The organism is Streptomyces griseosporeus (assembly GCF_014656055.1).
Classification (GTDB): Bacteria; Actinomycetota; Actinomycetes; order Streptomycetales; family Streptomycetaceae; genus Streptomyces; species Streptomyces griseosporeus.
Genome location: NZ_BNBR01000004.1, coordinates 561,356 through 579,372, shown reverse-complemented (window position 1 = coordinate 579,372; position 18,017 = coordinate 561,356). Strand labels below are relative to the sequence as shown.

General features: G+C 72.9%; 14 protein-coding genes. 3 read left to right on the top strand and 11 right to left on the bottom strand.

The features are described 5' to 3' along the window. Nucleotides 1-61 precede the first annotated feature (61 nt). Together dnaJ and hrcA are read right to left on the bottom strand one after the other, a co-directional pair. Nucleotides 62-1,198, bottom strand: a complete 1,137-nt coding sequence (dnaJ, locus tag IE308_RS21575; protein WP_110628090.1) for a molecular chaperone DnaJ — start codon at nucleotides 1,196-1,198, stop codon at nucleotides 62-64. Next, nucleotides 1,199-2,215, bottom strand: coding sequence for a heat-inducible transcriptional repressor HrcA (hrcA, locus tag IE308_RS21570; protein WP_110628091.1), 1,017 nt, complete (start codon nucleotides 2,213-2,215; stop codon nucleotides 1,199-1,201). It lies immediately after the preceding gene. A gap of 153 nt (nucleotides 2,216-2,368) precedes the next feature. On the opposite strand from hrcA, the gene IE308_RS21565 reads away from it, so the two are divergent. Both IE308_RS21565 and IE308_RS21560 read left to right on the top strand, forming a co-directional pair. Continuing rightward, nucleotides 2,369-3,100, top strand: coding sequence for an MBL fold metallo-hydrolase (locus tag IE308_RS21565; RefSeq protein ID WP_190219182.1), 732 nt, complete (start codon nucleotides 2,369-2,371; stop codon nucleotides 3,098-3,100). Between the two features lie 42 nt (nucleotides 3,101-3,142). Beyond that, a complete protein-coding gene (locus tag IE308_RS21560) occupies nucleotides 3,143-3,961 on the top strand; it encodes a DUF3097 domain-containing protein (RefSeq protein ID WP_190219181.1) in 819 nt (272 codons plus the stop codon). A gap of 37 nt (nucleotides 3,962-3,998) precedes the next feature. Here the strand turns inward: IE308_RS21560 and hemW are convergent, their stop codons facing one another. The 4 genes from hemW to lepA form a co-directional block, all read right to left on the bottom strand. Continuing rightward, entirely contained in the window at nucleotides 3,999-5,231 is a 1,233-nt protein-coding gene (gene hemW / locus IE308_RS21555; protein ID WP_190219180.1) for a radical SAM family heme chaperone HemW, read from the bottom strand. Nucleotides 5,232-5,266: 35 nt separating this feature from the next. Further along, the gene (locus tag IE308_RS21550) at nucleotides 5,267-7,636 is read right to left on the bottom strand and encodes a SpoIIE family protein phosphatase (RefSeq protein ID WP_190219179.1); all 2,370 of its coding nucleotides are present in this window, start codon (nucleotides 7,634-7,636) and stop codon (nucleotides 5,267-5,269) included. Nucleotides 7,637-7,840: 204 nt separating this feature from the next. After that, the gene (locus IE308_RS21545; RefSeq protein ID WP_190219178.1) at nucleotides 7,841-9,715 is read right to left on the bottom strand and encodes an AMP-dependent synthetase/ligase; all 1,875 of its coding nucleotides are present in this window, start codon (nucleotides 9,713-9,715) and stop codon (nucleotides 7,841-7,843) included. A 250-nt stretch (nucleotides 9,716-9,965) separates the two neighbouring features. Then, complete coding sequence (gene lepA, locus IE308_RS21540; protein ID WP_110628097.1) at nucleotides 9,966-11,834, bottom strand: translation elongation factor 4; 1,869 nt, start codon at nucleotides 11,832-11,834, stop codon at nucleotides 9,966-9,968. Between the two features lie 238 nt (nucleotides 11,835-12,072). On the opposite strand from lepA, the gene rpsT reads away from it, so the two are divergent. Continuing rightward, nucleotides 12,073-12,339 carry a 30S ribosomal protein S20 gene (rpsT, locus tag IE308_RS21535; RefSeq protein WP_110628098.1) on the top strand — a complete coding sequence of 89 codons (267 nt, stop codon included), beginning with the start codon at nucleotides 12,073-12,075 and terminating at the stop codon, nucleotides 12,337-12,339. Between the two features lie 280 nt (nucleotides 12,340-12,619). On the opposite strand, the gene IE308_RS21530 is transcribed toward rpsT, so the two are convergent. The 5 genes from IE308_RS21530 to IE308_RS21510 all read right to left on the bottom strand — a co-directional run bounded on the left by IE308_RS21530 (nucleotide 12,620) and on the right by IE308_RS21510 (nucleotide 18,011). Next, nucleotides 12,620-13,018, bottom strand: a complete 399-nt coding sequence (locus IE308_RS21530; RefSeq protein ID WP_190219177.1) for a nuclear transport factor 2 family protein — start codon at nucleotides 13,016-13,018, stop codon at nucleotides 12,620-12,622. A 67-nt stretch (nucleotides 13,019-13,085) separates the two neighbouring features. Beyond that, nucleotides 13,086-14,072: a DNA polymerase III subunit delta gene (gene holA, locus IE308_RS21525; protein WP_190219176.1), complete on the bottom strand. Its 987-nt coding sequence runs from the start codon at nucleotides 14,070-14,072 to the stop codon at nucleotides 13,086-13,088. Nucleotides 14,073-14,293: 221 nt separating this feature from the next. Beyond that, nucleotides 14,294-14,539 (bottom strand): hypothetical protein, encoded by a 246-nt coding sequence (locus tag IE308_RS21520; RefSeq protein ID WP_110628101.1) that lies wholly within the window; start codon nucleotides 14,537-14,539, stop codon nucleotides 14,294-14,296. Between the two features lie 87 nt (nucleotides 14,540-14,626). Continuing rightward, a complete protein-coding gene (locus IE308_RS21515) occupies nucleotides 14,627-15,475 on the bottom strand; it encodes an arylamine N-acetyltransferase family protein (protein WP_190219394.1) in 849 nt (282 codons plus the stop codon). 16 nt (nucleotides 15,476-15,491) lie between these two features. Then, the gene (locus IE308_RS21510) at nucleotides 15,492-18,011 is read right to left on the bottom strand and encodes a ComEC/Rec2 family competence protein (protein WP_229908984.1); all 2,520 of its coding nucleotides are present in this window, start codon (nucleotides 18,009-18,011) and stop codon (nucleotides 15,492-15,494) included. Between the last annotated feature and the right edge of the window lie 6 nt (nucleotides 18,012-18,017).

Below are 18,017 nucleotides of genomic sequence, written 5' to 3'. Positions count from 1 at the left end.
GGCCTTCCCCTTGGCATAGGCCAAGGGAAAGTCGGGTGAGAACCAAGGAAGCAGAAGCCCCTCAGCGCCCGTTGAACGCGTCCTTCAACCGCGAGAACAACCCCTGCTGCCCGGGCTGGAACTGCCCCTGCGGGCGCTCCTCGCCCCGCAGCTTGGCCAGCTCCCGCAGCAGCCGCTCCTGCTCGGGGTCGAGCTTGTTCGGCGTCTGCACCTCGACGTGGACGATGAGGTCGCCCCGGCCGCCGCCGCGCAGATGCGTGACGCCGCGGTTGTGCAGCGGGATCGACTGCCCGGACTGGGTGCCGGGCCGGATGTCGACCTCCTCCATCCCGTCCAGCGTCTCCAGCGGCACCTTGGTGCCGAGCGCCGCCGCGGTCATCGGGATGGTGACCGTGCAGTGCAGGTCGTCGCCGCGCCGCTGGAACACGGAGTGCGGCAGTTCATGGATCTCGACGTACAGGTCACCGGCGGGACCGCCACCCGGCCCCACCTCGCCCTCACCGGCGAGCTGGATCCGGGTGCCGTTGTCGACACCGGCGGGGATCTTCACGGTCAGCGTGCGCCGCGAGCGCACCCGGCCGTCACCGGCGCACTCGGGGCAGGGGGTCGGCACGACGGTGCCGAAGCCCTGGCACTGCGGGCACGGCCGCGAGGTCATGACCTGCCCCAGGAAGGACCGCGTCACCTGCGACACCTCACCGCGGCCGCGGCACATGTCACAGGTCTGCGCGGAGGTGCCGGGCGCGGCGCCCTCCCCGTTGCAGGTCGAGCAGACGATCGCGGTGTCGACCTGGATGTCCTTGGTCGTCCCGAAGGCCGCCTCGTCCAGCTCGACCTCGATCCGGATCATCGCGTCCTGGCCGCGTCGCGTCCGCGACCTCGGCCCGCGCTGCGACGCCGTACCGAAGAAGGCGTCCATGATGTCGGAGAAGTTGCCGAAGCCGCCGGCCCCGAAGCCGCCCGCGCCGGCGCCGCCGGACTGCGACAGCGGGTCGCCGCCGAGGTCGTAGACCTGCTTCTTCTGCGGGTCCGACAGCACCTCGTAAGCGGCGTTGATCTCCTTGAACCGCTCCTGGGTCTTCGGATCGGGGTTGACGTCCGGGTGCAGCTCGCGCGCGAGCCGCCGGAAGGCCTTCTTGATCTCTTCCTGCGACGCGTCGCGGCGCACGCCGAGTACGGCGTAGTAGTCCGTGGCCACCTACGACTCCGCCAGGATCTGTCCGACGTACCGTGCCACTGCGCGTACCGCTCCCATCGTTCCCGGGTAGTCCATGCGGGTCGGTCCGACCACGCCGAGCTTGGCAACCGCCTCGCCGCCCGAACCGTAGCCGACCGACACGACGGACGTGGAGTTGAGTCCTTCGTGGGCGTTCTCGTGACCGATACGGACGGTCACGCCCGGATCCTTCGCCTCGCCGAGCAGCTTCAGGAGCACGACCTGCTCCTCCAGCGCCTCGAGCACGGGCCGGATCGTGAGGGGGAAGTCATGTCCGAAGCGGGTCAGATTGGCGGTACCGCCGATCATCAGCCGCTCCTCGTTCTCCTCGACGAGCGTCTCCAGGAGGGTGGAGAGCACCGTCGAGACCGTACCGCGGTCCTCGACCTCGAAGGCCTCGGGCAGGTCCTCCACCAGCTGGGGGACGTCCGTGAAGCGACGGCCCGCGACACGGCTGTTGAGCCGGGCCCGCAGGTCCGCCAGGGACGCCTCGCCGAACGGCGCCGGGCAGTCCACCAGCCGCTGCTCGACCCGGCCGGTGTCGGTGATCAGCACCAGCATCACCCGCGCGGGGGCGAGCGACAGCAGCTCCACGTGCCGCACCGTCGAACGGGTCAGCGACGGGTACTGCACCACGGCGACCTGCCGCGTGAGCTGCGCGAGCAGCCGCACCGTCCGCGCGACGACGTCGTCGAGGTCGACGGCGCCCTCCAGGAAGTTCTGGATGGCGCGGCGCTCGGGCGGGCTCATCGGCTTCACACCGGCGAGCTTGTCGACGAACAGCCGGTAGCCCTTGTCGGTGGGGATGCGCCCGGCGCTGGTGTGCGGCTGGGCGATGTACCCCTCGTCCTCCAGGGCCGCCATGTCGTTGCGGACCGTGGCCGGGGAGACGCCGAGGTTGTGCCGCTCCGTCAGCGCCTTGGAGCCGACGGGCTCCTCGGTGCCGACGTAGTCCTGGACGATGGCGCGCAGTACCTGAAGCCTGCGTTCACTCAGCATCGCGCGCACACCTCCAGAAGTCGTTCCCCTTGCGTCCCGCCTGGCACTCTGCGCGTGCGAGTGCCAGACTTCCCCGGCCCAGTGTACGGCGGTGGGGTACACCGCGGGCAAGGTCGGTCCCGTACCGGCGGTGGGTAGGGCTAGCGTCCCGGTATGAGCGTGACTTGGGAAGAGCTGGGCTGGGAGCGGCTGGCGGCGGGGGTCGGCCGGTGCCGGCTGCCGGTGTGGGACTGCACGGCGGGCCTGGTGACGGGCGGCGGGACGGCGCTGCTGATCGACGCGGGGTCGAGCCTGGCGGAGGGGGCCCGGCTGCGCACTCAGGCCGAACGGTTGAGCGGCGGGCGTGTGACCCATCTCGCGCTGACCCACCCCCACTTCGACCACGTCTTCGGGGCGGCGGCGTGCGCGGGCGCTGAGGTGTACGGCGCGGTGGGCGTCGACGCGGTGCTGGCCCGCGCGCGTGACCGCGAGGAGCTGCGCGCGGACGCCGTCCGCAACGGCCTGGACGCCCGCGCGGCCGAGGAGGCGGCGGACGCGCTGCCGCCGGTACGGCACGGGGTGTCGGGTGAGTGGACGCTCGACCTGGGCGGTGGCCGGCAGGTGCTGCTGGCGAACGTGGGCCCGGGGCACACCGCCCACGACCTGGCCGTGCTGGTGCCGGGCGACCCGGAGGTGGTGTTCTGCGGCGACCTGGTCGAGGAGTCGGGCGACCCGCAGGCGGGCCCGGACGCCGTACCGGCCCACTGGCCGGACGCGCTGGACCGGCTGCTGGCGCTGGGCGGCGAGGACGCGCTGTACGTGCCGGGGCACGGGGCGGTGGTGGACGCGGCGTTCGTGCGCCGGCAGCGCGACGAGCTGGCGGCCCGCTTCGGCGTGTCGCGCTGATCCTCACCGGGACGGCGGAGGACTTCTCCTATCGTCGTGCGAATGCGGCAGTACTCCCCCGATCTGACCCCGCCCTGGAAGAGGCCGAAGCCGGTCGCCGAGGTGCCGGCGGAGCCCGGCCTGGTGGTGGAGGAGGCCGGCACCGGCTTCTGCGGCGCGGTGATCCGCTGCGAGGCGGGCACGGTCACGCTGGAGGACCGCTTCGGCAAGCACCGCGTGTTCCCCCTGGAGCCGCGCGGCTTCCTGCTGGAGGGCCGGCCGGTGACCCTGGTCAGGCCGGCCCCGACGGCTCCGGTACGGCCGTCCCGTACGGCCTCCGGCTCGGTGGCCGTGCCCGGCGCCCGGGCCCGGGTGGCCCGCGCCGGGCGGATCTACGTGGAGGGCCGGCACGACGCCGAGCTGGTCGAGAAGGTGTGGGGCGACGACCTGCGCATCGAGGGCGTGGTGGTGGAGTACCTGGAGGGCGTGGACGACCTCCCGGCGATCGTGGAGTCCTTCGCCCCCGGCCCGGACGCCCGGCTTGGCGTCCTGGTGGACCATCTCGTGCCGGGCTCGAAGGAGTGGCGGATCGCCGAGTCGGTGACGAGCGAGCACGCGATGGTCGTCGGCCACCCGTACATCGACATCTGGGAGGCGGTGAAGCCGTCGTCGCTGGGCATCCCGGCGTGGCCGTCGGTGCCGCGCGGCCAGGACTGGAAGACGGGGGTGTGCCGGGCGCTGGGCTGGCCTTCGGAGAACACGGGCGCGGTGTGGCAGGCGATCCTGAAGCGGGTGCGGTCGTACAAGGACCTGGAGCCGGAGCTGCTGGGCCGGGTGGAGGAACTGATCGATTTCGTCACCGGCGGCGCACCGGCGGAGTGATCGGAGTGGCCGCTCGGTCCAGCAGTTCGCGCGTCGGTCAGTCCACCAGGTCCCGCACCACCGCGTCCGCCAGCAGCCGCCCCCGCAGGGTCAGCACGGCCCGCCCCTCCTCGTACGGGCCCTCCTGAAGGAGCCCGTCCGCCAGGGCGCGGCGGGAGGCCGCGCGGCCCTCCTCCTTCAGCAGCGACAGCGGTACGCCCTCCCGCAGCCGCAGCTCCAGCAGGATCCGCTCCACGCGCCGGTCCTCGTCCGTCAGGACCTCGCGCCCGGCGCCCGGTGAGCGGCCCTCCGCCAGCGCCGCCGCGTACGCCCCCGGGTGCTTGACGTTCCACCAGCGCACGCCGCCCACGTGCGAGTGGGCGCCGGGTCCCGCGCCCCACCAGTCGGCGCCCCGCCAGTACAGCTCGTTGTGCAGGCAGCGGCCGGCCTCGGAGGTGGCCCAGTTGGAGACCTCGTACCAGTCGAAGCCCGCCGCCGACAGCGTCTCCTCGGCGATCAGGTAGCGGTCGGCGTGTACGTCGTCGTCGGTCATCGGGATCTCGCCCCGGCGGATGCGGCGGGCCAGCTGCGTGCCCTCCTCCACGATGAGCGCGTACGCGCTGACGTGGTCCGGGCCCGCCCCGACGGCCGCGTCCAGCGAGGCCCGCCAGTCGTCGTCGCTCTCCCCCGGGGTGCCGTAGATCAGGTCGAGGTTGACGTGCTCGAAGCCGGCCGCGCGGGCCTCGGCGACGCACGCCTCGGGGCGGCCGGGGGTGTGGGTGCGGTCGAGGATCCGCAGCACGTGCTGCCGGGCGCTCTGCATGCCGAAGGAGATCCGGTTGAAGCCGCCGGCGCGCAGGGTGGCCAGGTAGGCGGGGTCGACGGACTCCGGGTTGGCCTCCGTGGTGATCTCGGCGTCGTCGGCCAGCCCGAACTCGTCGCGGATCGCCGCCAGCATGCGGACGAGGTCGTCGGCGGCGAGCAGGGTGGGGGTGCCGCCGCCGACGAAGACCGTGCGGACCGGGCGCGGGTCGTCGCCGAGGACCTTGCGGGCGAGTCGGATCTCGTCGGTGAGGGTGTCGGCGTAGTTGTCGCGCGAGGCGAGCACGCCGCCGGTGCCGCGCAGCTCGGTGGCGGTGTAGGTGTTGAAGTCGCAGTAGCCGCAGCGGGTGGCGCAGTAGGGGACATGCAGGTAGAAGCCGAGCGGGCGGTCGGCGGCCCCGGCGAGCGCGTGCGGGGGCAGCGCGCCGTCGGCGGGGACGGGCTCGCCGTCGGGGAGAGCGGAAGGCATGCCTTCCATTGTCCAGCACCGGCGCGGCGGCCCGGTCACTCCGCCTGGAGCACCAGCAGGGCGAGATCGTCCTCGGGGGGCTGTCCGCCGAACTCGTGCACCAGCCGGCGGATGCGCGCCGCGATCAGCTCGGCGCTGAGGCCGGCGCAGTCGGCGAGCGCTCCGGCGAGTCCGTCGGCGTCGTCGAACTGGCGGGAGCCGCAGCGCCGCTCGGTGACGCCGTCGGTGACGCAGAGCAGGGTGTCGCCGGAGCGCAGCTCCACGGTCTCGCTGGTGTACGTCTCGTCCTCGACGACGCCGAGCAGGGTCTGCGGGCGGGCGGCGGTCCGTACGCCGCCGTCGGGGCCGAGGATCAGCGGCAGCGGGTGCCCGGCGGAGGCGAGGGTGCAGCGGACGCCTCCGTCGAAGGGCACGAGTTCGCCGTAGAGGAGGGAGAGGAAGCGGTTCTGCGGGCCGTCGCCGGGGACGGCCGGTCCGGCCAGGACGCGGGCGGCGGCGTCGGCGGCCTCGGTGGCGTCGTCGAGGAGGAGCTGGTTGAGGCGGTCGAGGACATCGGCGACGCCGTAGCCCTCGCGGGCCAGCAGCCGCAGCCAGGGCCGGGCGAGGCCGATGACGACGGCCGCCTCGGGGCCCTTGCCCTGCACGTCGCCGACGGCGAAGCACCAGCGGCCGTCGCCGGCCGGGAAGAGGTCGTAGAAGTCGCCGCTGGGCCCGCCGACGTCGCACGGCTCGTGGACGAGGGCGCTGCGCACCCCGGGGATCTCGGGGAGCGCGCCAGGCAGCAGGCCGCGCTGGAGCACGGCGCTGATGGTGGCCTGCCGGGCGTACTGGCGGGCGGCGCCGATGGCGAGGGCGACCCGGCGGCTGAGGTCCTCCACCAGCCCGGTCACCTCGTCGGGGAACCCCGGCACCCCGGCCCGTCCGATGACGAGCGTCCCGAGCGGCCGCCCTCCGGCGACGAGCCGGTACGCGAGGGCGGCACCGGCATGGCGGGCCACGCCCCGGCCGCCCTCGTCGGGCTCCCCGGGCACCGGCCGTCCCGCGGCGTGAGGGTCGGCTTCCTCGTCGGCGGAGACGGTGGCGGCGCGACGGTCGGCCTCCTCGGCCGCCGAGGCGAAGGGGGCACGGCGGTCGGCTTTCTCTGCCGCCGAGGCGACGGAGGCACGGCGGTCGGCTTCCTCTGCCGCAGAGACGAGGGAGCCACGGCGGTCGGCTTCCTCGGCCGCAGAGACGAGGGTGGCGCGGCGGTCGGCTTCCTCTGCCGCAGAGACGAGGGAGCCACGGCGGTCGGCTTCCTCTGCCGCAGAGACGAGGGCGGCACGGCGGTCGGCTTCCTCTGCCACCGGCCACCCGGCTGCGGCGCGACGGTCGGCATCTTCGGCCGCAGTCCACCCCACGGCGGCGCGGCGGTCGGTCCGGGAGGTCTCCGCGTCGCCCGGTGCCGGTCCGAAGGCCGCCGTCGGCCACGGGTAGGGCACCGGGCCCGGGCTGAGGACGTCCGGTGGGTCGGGCGGGTCCTTCTCCAGGGCCCGCCGCAGGTCCTCGACCAGGTGTTCGTCGGTGTGCCAGACCCGGGCCGGCCGCGGTCCGAGGCCGCCCGTGCCGTCGCCCCAGCGCCCGCGGCCGGTGATCTCGTCCTCCAGCCACACGGCGCACCAGTCGGCGAGCCGGGGCACGATCAGCTGGCCGGTCAGCGCGGCGACCAGGTCCTCGTCGAGCTGCCCGGCGAGCAGGTCGGAGGCCTCGGCGAGGAAGGACAGCGCGGCGCGCCCCAGCCACTCCCGGTCCCGCCCGCCGGGGCCGGGCTCGGCGGCGAGTCCCCGGGCGACGTGCAGGGCGGCGCCGACGGAGGCGTCGACGGCCGCGTCGGCGTCGGCGGTGTCGTCGGCGGTGCGGGTCTCGTCGGCGGACAGCCGGGCCCACACCGTCTTGGCGCCGCGCCGGTAGGTGATGCCCCAGGACTCGGCGAGCGTGGCGACGAGGCGCAGGCCGCGGCCGTACTCGGGGGTGTCGTACGCCGGGACGGCCTGCGCGGCCCGTGCGGGCTCGTCGTCGCGCGGGGCGTGCGCGGGGTGCTGGTCGGAGACCTCGACGACGACGTGCCCGGCGGGCTCCAGCCGGCACAGCAGGCCGACGTCGGTGCCGGCGTGGACGACGGCGTTGGTGACGAGTTCGCTGACGACGAGTATCGCGTCCTCGACGAGCCGGTCGGTCAGGTGCCGGGCGCCGGGCGGCCCCAGCTCGGCCCACTCGCGCAGCGCGCCGCGGACCAGGTCGCGGGCGGTGCCGGGGGCGAGGGAGCCGCCGGGCAGGGTGGCGTACGTCCGGGTCGCCTCGCGTGTGCCGGGCGCGGACGCGTCGCCCGCACGGGCAGCGGAGTCCCGTTGCGTCGGAACGACCCCCATCGGCAGCTCCCGAACAGTCGAATGAGTCTCGGTTTCTGCCGACAGGGTGACAGACCGACCAGGCTCATAAGCGGGGAGTTACCGAATAGGGCAGTCCTGGATGTGAACCGTGCACCACGGGTGCTCGAAGACGGTCAGAAACCGAACCCGATTCGAGCACCCGGGGGCAAGGGGAAAAGCGACGTGGCGGCGCCGGGGCGGCCCCTACGCCTCGCGCGTGCCGGCGTACATCTCGTCGAGCAGGTGCTTGTACTCCCGCTCCACGACCGGCCGCTTCAGCTTCAGGCTGGGCGTGATCTCACCGTGCTCGACGTCGAGGTCGCGCGGCAGCAGCCGGAACTTCTTGATGGTCTGCCAGCGCTGGAGACCCTCGTTGAGCTGGTCGACGTACCCCTGGACGAGGGCGACCGTCGCGGGCGCGGCGACGACCTCGGCGTACGGCCTGCCCTCCAGCCCGTTCTCCTTCGCCCAGTCGAGGATGGCGACCTCGTCGAGGGCGATGAGCGCGGTGCAGAAGTTCCGGTCGGCGCCGTGCACGAGGATGTTGGAGACGTAGGGGCACACCGCCTTGAACTGTCCCTCGACCTCGGCGGGCGCGATGTACTTGCCGCCGGACGTCTTGATGAGGTCCTTCTTGCGGTCGGTGATGCGCAGGTAGCCGTCGGGGGATAGCTCGCCGATGTCGCCGGTGTGGAACCAGCCGTCGCTCTCCAGCACCTCGGCGGTCTTCTCGGGCAGCTTGTGGTAGCCCTCCATGATGCCGGGGCCGCGCAGCAGGATCTCGCCGTCGTCGGCGATGCGGACCTCGGTGCCGGGCAGCGGCTTGCCGACGGTGCCGGTGCGGTAGGCCTCGCCGGGGTTGACGAAGGAGGCCGCGGAGGACTCGGTGAGGCCGTAGCCCTCCAGGATGTGGATGCCGGCGCCGGCGAAGAAGTAGCCGATCTCGGGGGCGAGCGCGGCGGAGCCGGAGACGCAGGCGCGCAGGTTGCCGCCGAAGGCCTCGCGGATCTTGGCGAAGACGAGCGCGTCGGCGACCTTGTGCTTGGCGGCGAGGCCGAAGGGCGCGGTGCGGTTGCCGGTGCGCTTGAAGTTGTCCTGGGTGACCTTGGCGTACTCGCGGGCGACCTCGGAGGCCCACTGGAAGATCTTGAACTTGGCGGCGCCGCCCGCCTTGGCCTTGGCGGCGACGCCGTTGTAGACCTTCTCGAAGATGCGCGGGACGGCGGCCATGTAGGTCGGCTGGACGACCGGCAGGTTCTCGATGATCTTGTCGACGCGGCCGTCGACGGCGGTGACGTGGCCGACCTCGATCTGGCCGGAGGTGAGCACCTTGCCGAAGACGTGCGCGAGCGGCAGCCACAGGTACTGCACGTCGTCGCCGCTGATCAGGCCGGTCGCGGCGATCGCCTTCGCCATGTACGACCAGTTGTCGTGCGGCAGCCGCACACCCTTGGGGCGGCCGGTGGTGCCGGAGGTGTAGATCAGGGTGGCCAGCTGGTCCTTGGTGATCTTGCCGACGCGCTCCCGGACCAGGTCGGGGTCCTCCTTGAGGCGGGCGGCGCCGCGCTCCTCCAGCTCGGCGAGGGAGAGGACCCAGTCGCCGGTCTCGACGCCGGTCGCGTCGACGACCACGACGTGGGTGAGGTCGGGCAGCTCGCCGCGCTTCTCGACGGCCTTGGCGAGCTGGGCGGCGTTCTCCGCGATCAGCACCCGGCTCTCGGAGTCGGAGAGGATGTACGCCGACTCGTCGGCGTTGGTCTGCGGGTAGACCGTGGTGGTGGCGGCGCCGGCGCACATGATGCCGAGGTCGGCGAGGATCCACTCCAGACGGGTGGCGGAGGCGAGCGCGACGCGCTGCTCCGGCTGGACGCCCAGCTCGATCAGGCCGGCGGCGATCGCGTAGACCCGCTCGGCCGCCTGTGCCCAGCTCAGGGACTTCCACTCGTCGGGGCCCTCGCCGGAGGCGGGCGGCACCGGATACCGGTAGGCCTCGGCGTCCGGGGTGGCCGCCACGCGGTCCAGGAAGAGGCCCGCAACGGACGGCGGACGGTTCTCGATCAGTGTCTGTGCGTCGGTCACGACATCCTCCGGGGCCCGCGGCAGTGCGGCTGGCTCAGTGCAGCTGGTTCCTACCCGCGAGAGCTTGTTTAACTCGCGAGTAACTATCGAGCAGGGATCAGGGTAAGGGCCAAGCACCCGCTGCGTAAGGGGCCGCGCCCGGTCACTTCCCCCGCGATACCGATGTGAGATGCGGAGGGGCCCGCCGCACTTTCGTACGACGGGCCCCCGTTGCGCCCGGTTTGCCGGGCCGGCCTGCTGTAACCGGCGGTTACTTCTTGCCCTTGGCCGGCCCCGCGCTGTCATCGCTGGAGAGGACGGCGATGAAGGCCTCCTGCGGAACCTCCACGGAACCCACCATCTTCATCCGCTTCTTGCCTTCCTTCTGCTTCTCCAGCAGCTTCCGCTTACGGGAGATGTCACCGCCGTAGCACTTGGCGAGGACGTCCTTGCGGATGGCGCGGATGGTCTCGCGGGCGATGACCCGCGAGCCGATGGCCGCCTGGACGGGCACCTCGAAGTTCTGCCGCGGGATCAGCTCCTTCAGCTTGGCGACGAGCCGGACGCCGTAGGCGTAGGCCTGGTCCCGGTGGGTGATCGCCGAGAAGGCGTCCACCTTGTCGCCGTGCAGCAGGATGTCGACCTTGACCAGGGAGCTGGACTGCTCGCCCGTGGGCTCGTAGTCGAGCGACGCGTAGCCACGCGTCTTGGACTTCAGCTGGTCGAAGAAGTCGAAGACGATCTCCGCGAGGGGCAGCGTGTAGCGGATCTCCACGCGGTCCTCGGAGAGGTAGTCCATGCCGAGCATGGTGCCGCGCCGGGTCTGGCACAGCTCCATGATCGCGCCGATGAACTCCGACGGCGCGAGGATGGTCGCCCGCACCACCGGCTCGTACACCTCGGCGATCTTGCCCTCGGGGAACTCGCTCGGGTTGGTGACGACGACCTCGCTGCCGTCCTCCATGATCACGCGGTAGACCACGTTCGGCGCGGTGGCGATCAGGTCGAGGCCGAACTCGCGCTCCAGCCGCTCCCGGATCACGTCCAGGTGCAGCAGGCCGAGGAAGCCCACGCGGAAACCGAAGCCGAGCGCGGCGGAGGTCTCCGGCTCGTAGACCAGCGCGGCGTCGTTGAGCTGCAGCTTGTCCAGGGCCTCGCGCAGCTCCGGGTAGTCGGAGCCGTCCAGCGGGTACAGCCCGGAGAACACCATCGGCTTGGGGTCCTTGTACCCCCCGAGCGCCTCCGTGGCCCCCTTCTGCTGGCTGGTGACGGTGTCACCGACCTTCGACTGGCGGACGTCCTTCACACCCGTGATCAGATAGCCCACCTCGCCGACGCCGAGGCCGTCGGCCGGGAGCATCTCCGGGGAGTTCGTCCCGATCTCCAGCAGCTCGTGCGTGGCGCCCGTCGACATCATCCTGATGCGCTCGCGCTTGTTGAGCTGGCCGTCGATGACACGGACGTACGTCACGACACCGCGGTAGGAGTCGTAGACCGAGTCGAAGATCATGGCGCGCGCCGGGGCGTCGGCGACGCCGACCGGGGCCGGGATCTCCCGGACGACCTTGTCCAGCAGCGCCTCGACGCCGAGGCCCGTCTTGGCGGAGACCTTCAGCACGTCGCCCGGCTCGCACCCGACCAGGTTGGCCAGCTCCTCGGCGAACTTCTCGGGCTGCGCGGCCGGCAGGTCGATCTTGTTCAGTACGGGGATGATCGTGAGGTCGTTCTCCATCGCCAGGTAGAGGTTGGCGAGGGTCTGCGCCTCGATGCCCTGGGCGGCGTCGACGAGGAGGATGGTCCCCTCGCAGGCGGCGAGCGACCGCGAGACCTCGTAGGTGAAGTCGACGTGCCCCGGGGTGTCGATCATGTTGAGGATGTGCGTGTTGCCCGGGTCGTGGGTCGGAGCCCAGGGCAGGCGCACGGCCTGGGACTTGATCGTGATGCCGCGCTCGCGCTCGATGTCCATCCGGTCGAGGTACTGAGCACGCATCTGCCGCTGCTCGACCACGCCGGTCAGCTGGAGCATCCGGTCGGCGAGCGTGGACTTGCCGTGGTCGATGTGCGCGATGATGCAGAAATTGCGGATCAGAGCCGGGTCGGTACGGCTCGGCTCGGGCACATGGTTAGGGGTCGCGGGCACGCAGGGTCCTGTCTCTTGAGGCGCCTTATGCCTCGGGTCGGATCGATACGTAGCCTCCATGGTCCCACGGGCGGGGTGCGGCGACCGGTTTGGGCCACTCGGAGGGCCGCTGGTAGTGTAGGTGGCTGTGTCTCATGCCCTCTCAGCGCGAGGCACGACCCCAAGAAATCACCTGGCACGGGACTCGGGATCCCCTGGGACCCCGCTGGACCGTGCCTGAACCTGAAAAGGCTCATTCGTGGCGAACATCAAGTCCCAGATCAAGCGGATCAAGACCAACGAGAAGGCCCGGCTGCGCAACAAGGCCGTCAAGTCGTCTCTGAAGACCGCGATCCGCAAGGCTCGCGAGGCCGCTGCCGCCGGTGACGTCGAGAAGGCCGTCGAGCTGCAGCGCGCTGCCGCGCGTGCGCTGGACAAGGCCGTCTCCAAGGGCGTCATCCACAAGAACCAGGCCGCCAACAAGAAGTCGGCGCTGGCTGTGAAGGTCGCGTCCCTCAAGGGCTGACACCTGCTGATCTGACCGCCGGAAGGACCCCGGGCGGGCCCTCTCTCATCCGCCCCCGACCGGCAACCCCGGAGCCGCGCGCGGCCTGCGTTCGCCACGCGGGCGCGGCTCCATCGGCTTCATCCGCGGGCCCCGGCGCCCTGCCCTTCCCCAGGGCGGGTCGCCGGGGCCTTCGGCATGCCCACGCTGTCTTCGGCTTGCCCCCGCTGGCCTTGGGCCTGCCCCCGCGAGCCTGGGCATGCCTCCGCGCGGTCGGCTCCCGCGTCCCGTCCTCCCCGTGTCACGTCCAGAAGTCGTTGCTCATGTCGATGTCGGTGACGCACTCGTCCAGGTCCGTGATCTTGTCGCCGACGATCCGGAAGACGATGCCGCCCATCTCGTCCAGGTGCTTCCCGCCCCGGTCGGCCGTGACATGGTGCACGGACACCGCGTGCCCCCGGCCGTCGACGAGGATGTTGCGCAGGTCGACCTGGAACGAGCCGCCCGTCTCCGAGTAGAGCCGGCCGTAGTAGCCGTCCAGGATCGAGTCGATGCCCTTGTGGTCGCCCGACAACGGGTGGGAGCCGGGCACGTGGTGCGTACAGTCCCCGGTCATCAGAGAGCGCAGGGTCTCCATGTCCCCGCGCTGGAACGCCTCGTAGCCCCTGCGGACGAGCGCTGCGTGCGGATGCTCAGCCATCGCGATCGCCACCTCTCCGTCGCTCGGCGATGTACGGCTGCGCCTCCGATTGTCCTCCGCAGCGCCGCTATCGGCCTCTGGAACGGGCGGCCCGCGCGATGGTCACGACGGCCTTCTCCAGCGCGTACTCGGGGTCGTCGCCGCCACCCTTGACGCCCGCGTCGGCCTCCGCCACCGCCCGCAGCGCCGCCGCCACCCCGTCCGGCGTCCAGCCCCGCATCTGCTGCCGGACCCGGTCGATCTTCCACGGCGGCATGCCCAGCTCACGGGCGAGGTCGGCCGGCCGGCCGCCGCGCGCGGAGGACAGCTTCCCGATGGCCCGCACGCCCTGCGCGAGCGCACTGGTGATCATGACGGGCGCCACGCCGGTGGCCAGCGACCACCTGAGCGCCTCCAGCGCCTCGGCGGCCCGCCCCTCCACCGCCCGGTCGGCGACGGTGAAGCTGGAGGCCTCGGCGCGGCCGGTGTAGTACCGCCCCACGACCGCCTCGTCGATGGTCCCCTCGACGTCCGCGACCAGCTGCGACACCGCGGACGCCAGCTCCCGCAGATCGCTGCCGATGGCGTCGACGAGCGCCTGGCAGGCCTCAGGGGTGGCGGAGCGGCCGGTGGCCCGGAACTCCTGCCGCACGAACGCCAGCCGGTCCGCCGGCTTGGTCATCTTCGGGCAGGCCACCTCCCGCGCCCCCGCCTTGCGCGCGGCGTCCAGCAGCCCCTTGCCCTTGGCGCCGCCGGCGTGCAGCAGCACCAGCGTGATCTCCTCGGCGGGCGCCGAGAGATACGCCTTCACGTCCTTGATCGTGTCGGCCGACAGGTCCTGCGCGTTGCGCACGACGACGACCTTGCGCTCGGCGAACAGCGAAGGACTGGTCAGCTCGGCGAGCGTGCCCGGCTGCAACTGGTCGGGGGTCAGCTCCCGCACGTCCGTGTCGGCGTCGGCGGCCCGGGCGGCAGCCACCACGTCCCGCACGGCACGATCGAGCAGCAGGTCCTCCTGCCCCACGGCCAACGTCACGGGAGCAAGAGGGTCGTCACTAGCAGTCTTCCTGGCCATCGGGACAAGCATGGCACGGGGGACTGACAACGGGGTGGCGGTGGCCTTGGCTAGGGCAGTCGAGACCCGTTACCGACTTAGCTGCGGGCAGCGGGGCTCCTTACCGACTTAGCTGCGGGCAGTCGTGCCGCTGGGGCGGCACGGGTGGGCGCAGCGGCACCCCGCAAGCGCCGGGCCGCGCGACCCACCCCCGGCCCGCACCAACGCCCCGCACCGCACACTCACGGCTCCTCACGCCACCCGTCCCACTCCCCCGCGAACGCGTCCAGCTCCGCCGGGTCCAGCCGTGCGTCCTCGTCCCGCAGCACCACCAGCCACTGCGCGTCCTCCGCGTCGTCCTCCCCGGCCAGCGCGTCCCGGACGACCTGCGGCTCCTCCCGCACCCCGAACCGCTCCCCAAGCGCCTCCACGACCTCCTCCGCGGCATCGCGGTCGGGCAGCACCAGCACATGTCTCACATCGCTCACGCCCCCATTCTCAGGCAGCCCGGAACCCCCCTGCCCCTGGGGGACGGCCTGCCCGATCCGGCGGGATCAGCCCTCGGTCCGCAGCCCTCAGCCGTCACCGCTCCGGCTCCGCACGACCGGCACCCGTTCCAGCTCGATACCGAACAGCTCCCGGTACGCCGCCAACACCTCCTCGTCCCCGCCCAGTTCACGCTCCTCCCGGCCGCCGCCCGGATCCGTCACCGTGAGCCGCCGCCCGCTCAGCGTCACCCTCCCCCCGTCCTCCGTGACCCGCGAGCACACGAGGGACCGCATGAAGTGGGAGTGCGGAGAGGTGCTGTGCCACCAGGCCCCGGTCACGAAGTCACCGAGCACCCGGGGCCGCACCTCCAGCCGGTACTGCCGCCCGCCGTCCCGAAGGACATCCAGGTCGCTCCCCTCTCTCCCCTCCCCCCTTCCCCCGCCACCCGCTCCGGCCGCGTCCGGCCCCGCCTCCGCGATCCGGAACACACCACCCGGATCCTCCTGCTCGCCCCGTTCCGCGAACCGCAGCGGGTAGTGGCTGTGCGCCCCGAACCCCACGTCGGCCAGCCAGTCACCGCCGTCCGCCGTCCGCACCCGCAGCGCCATGTGGTCGTACGGCACCCCGAGCCGCTCCCCCTCCCCGTACACCCGCGCCGCCAGCGGCGACACCTCGAAGCCCAGCGCGGCCAGCAACGCCCCGAACGCCCCGTTCAGTTCGTAGCAGAACCCTCCCCTCCGCGCCCCCACCACCTTGTCCACCAGCAGCTTCTCGTCCAGCACGATCTCCTCGCCGAGGTGGACCGAGAGGTTCTCGAAGGGCACGGTGCACAGATGGCGCAGATGCAGTGCGCGCAACACCTCGTCGGTGGGCCGGGCCGGGGTCTGTTCGACCCCCAGGCGGCGGAGATAGGCGTCGACCTGTTCGGAGTCCATGACCGAGTCCATGGCCTCAGTCTGCCGCCACCCCCACCCGCCCGTCCGCCCCCGTGACCGCAAGCGTGCCGTCCCGGTCCGTCCGCAACACCGCCGCGCCCACCGCCCGCAGCGCCGCCACCGTGGCGGGCGCGGGATGGCCGTAGGGGTTGTCCGCGCCCACGGACACCAGCGCGAGCCGGGGTGCCACCACCCGTATCAGGTCGGCCTCCTGGTACGCGGAACCGTGATGCGCCACCTTCAGCACGTCCACCCCGGCCAGCGACGCGACCGCCGGTGATCTCAGCAGCGCCCGCTGGGCCGGCGGTTCCAGATCGCCGAGCAGCAGCATCCGCAGCCCGCCCGACCGCACGAGCAGCGTGACGCTGGCGTCGTTCGGCCCGTCCGGTGCCGGTGCGAACGCCGCCGCCGCGCCGCCCGGCGGCCACAGCACCTCCCAGTCGACCCCGCCGACCCGTCGCCGCTCCCCTGCCGCGGCCCGGGCAAGGGGGATGTTCCGTCGCGCGGCCTCCCTCCGTACGAACTCCACCTGGTCCGGGGGCTCTTCGAAGCCCGTGGTCTCGATCGCGCCGACCTGCCGCCCGCGCAGCACCCCCGGCAGCCCCGCCACATGGTCGGCGTGGAAGTGGGTCAGCACGACCAGCGGGATCCGGGTGATGCCGAGCCGGTGCAGGCACCGGTCGACCCGTCTCGGCTCGGGTCCGGCGTCCACCACCACGCCCGTGCCCGCCCCCGCCGCGAGCACCACCGCGTCCCCCTGCCCCACGTCGCACATCACCATCCGCCAGCCCGGCGGCGGCCAGCCCGTGATCACCCTGGTCAGCGGGGGCGGCTGCACCACCGCCAGCAGAAGCAGCAGTCCGCAGGCACCGCACAGCCACGGATGCCCGAGCAGTCTCCGCCCGGCCGGCACGACCGCCACGGTGACGCAGCCGAGCAGCAGCGCCCCCCACCAGCCGCCCGGCCAGTCCACACCGCCACCGGGCAGCCCGGCCCCAGCCCGCGCGATGGCGGCGACCCACCCGGCGGGCCAACTCGCGCACCAGGCCAGCGCCTTCGCCACCGGCATCACCAGCGGCGCGGAGGCCAGCGCCGCGAACCCGAGCACCGTGGCCGGCGCGACCGCGAACTCCGCGAGCAGGTTGCACGGCACCGCCACCAGGCTCACCCGCGCCGACAGCACCGCCACCACCGGAGCGCACACCGCCTGCGCGGCACCCGCCGCGGCCAGCGCCTCCGCCAGCCGGGCCGGCACCCGGCGCCGCCGCAGCGCGGCGCTCCACCGCGGCGCCAGCGTGAGCAGCGCTCCCGTGGCCAGCACGGACAGCAGGAAGCCGTAACTGCGGGCCAGCCACGGGTCGTACAGCACCAGCAGCAGCACCGCCGTCGCCAGCGCCGGCAGCAGCGACCTGCGTCGACCCGTGGCCAGCGCGAGCAGCGCGACGCCTCCGCAGGCCGCCGCCCGCAGGACACTCGGGTCGGGCCGGCACACGAGCACGAACCCGAGCGTGAGCACCCCGCCCAGCACGGCCGTCGTCCGCAGCGTGAGACCGAGGCGGGGCGCGACACCCCGGCGTTCGGCCCGCTGGGCGAGCCCCGGCGGCCCCAGGAGCAGCGCGAGGATGATGGTGAGGTTGCTTCCGGAGACCGCCAGGACATGCGCCAGATCGGTCTCCTTGAAGGCCTCGTCCAGCTCCGGCGTGATCCGAGCCGTATCCCCGACGACCAGCCCGGGCAGCAACGCCCGCGCGTCCCCCGGCAGACCGTCGGTCGCGTCCCGCAGCCCGGCCCTCAGCCGCCCCGCGAACCGCTGCACCCCCGACGGCTCCCCCACGATCCGTGGTGCCGCGCGGTCGCGTACCCGCACCACGGCCGCGATCCGGTCGCCGCCCACCGCGGGCGGCGCGAGCCGGCCGGTCACGCGCAGCCGCGTCGACGGCAGCAGCCCCAGCCACGGCGAACGCCCGGGCCCCTCGACTGCTCCCGGCGGCCCGTTCCGCCCGGCCGTCACGACGACCAGTACCGGCGTCCGTACCGCCACCCGCTGCCCACCCGCCGACTGGACCGCTCTGACCTCGGCCTCCAGCACCACAGACTGCGGTGCCGCGCGGTCGCCCGTGACCCGGGGCCGGGTGAGCCGTGGATCCGCGGTGACCTGCACGTCAGCGGTCACGGTGGCGTACCGCCGGGCCAGCTCCGGCACGGGTCCCTGCCGCAGATCCGCCCCGTGCAGCCCGGCCGAGACGGCTGCCGTGGCGGTGCACAGCAGCACGGCGGTGACCGTCGCCCGCGTCCACCCCTTTTCGTTCCGACTCCCCCGCGGGCCGTCGCCCGCTCCTCGCCGCCGGACCAATGTCAGCCCGGCTGCCACTACAACGCATGTGATCACCAGGCCCGTGACCGCCCCCGGCGGCGCGTCCAGCGCCCACGCCGCCGTCGCCCAGGCCGCGAGCGCTGGCGGCACGAGCCTCAGGTCCGCCGGTCCTTCCTGCCGCGGATGCGCCGCGCCCAGTCGCTTCCCGGAAGCGGCGTGCACAGCATG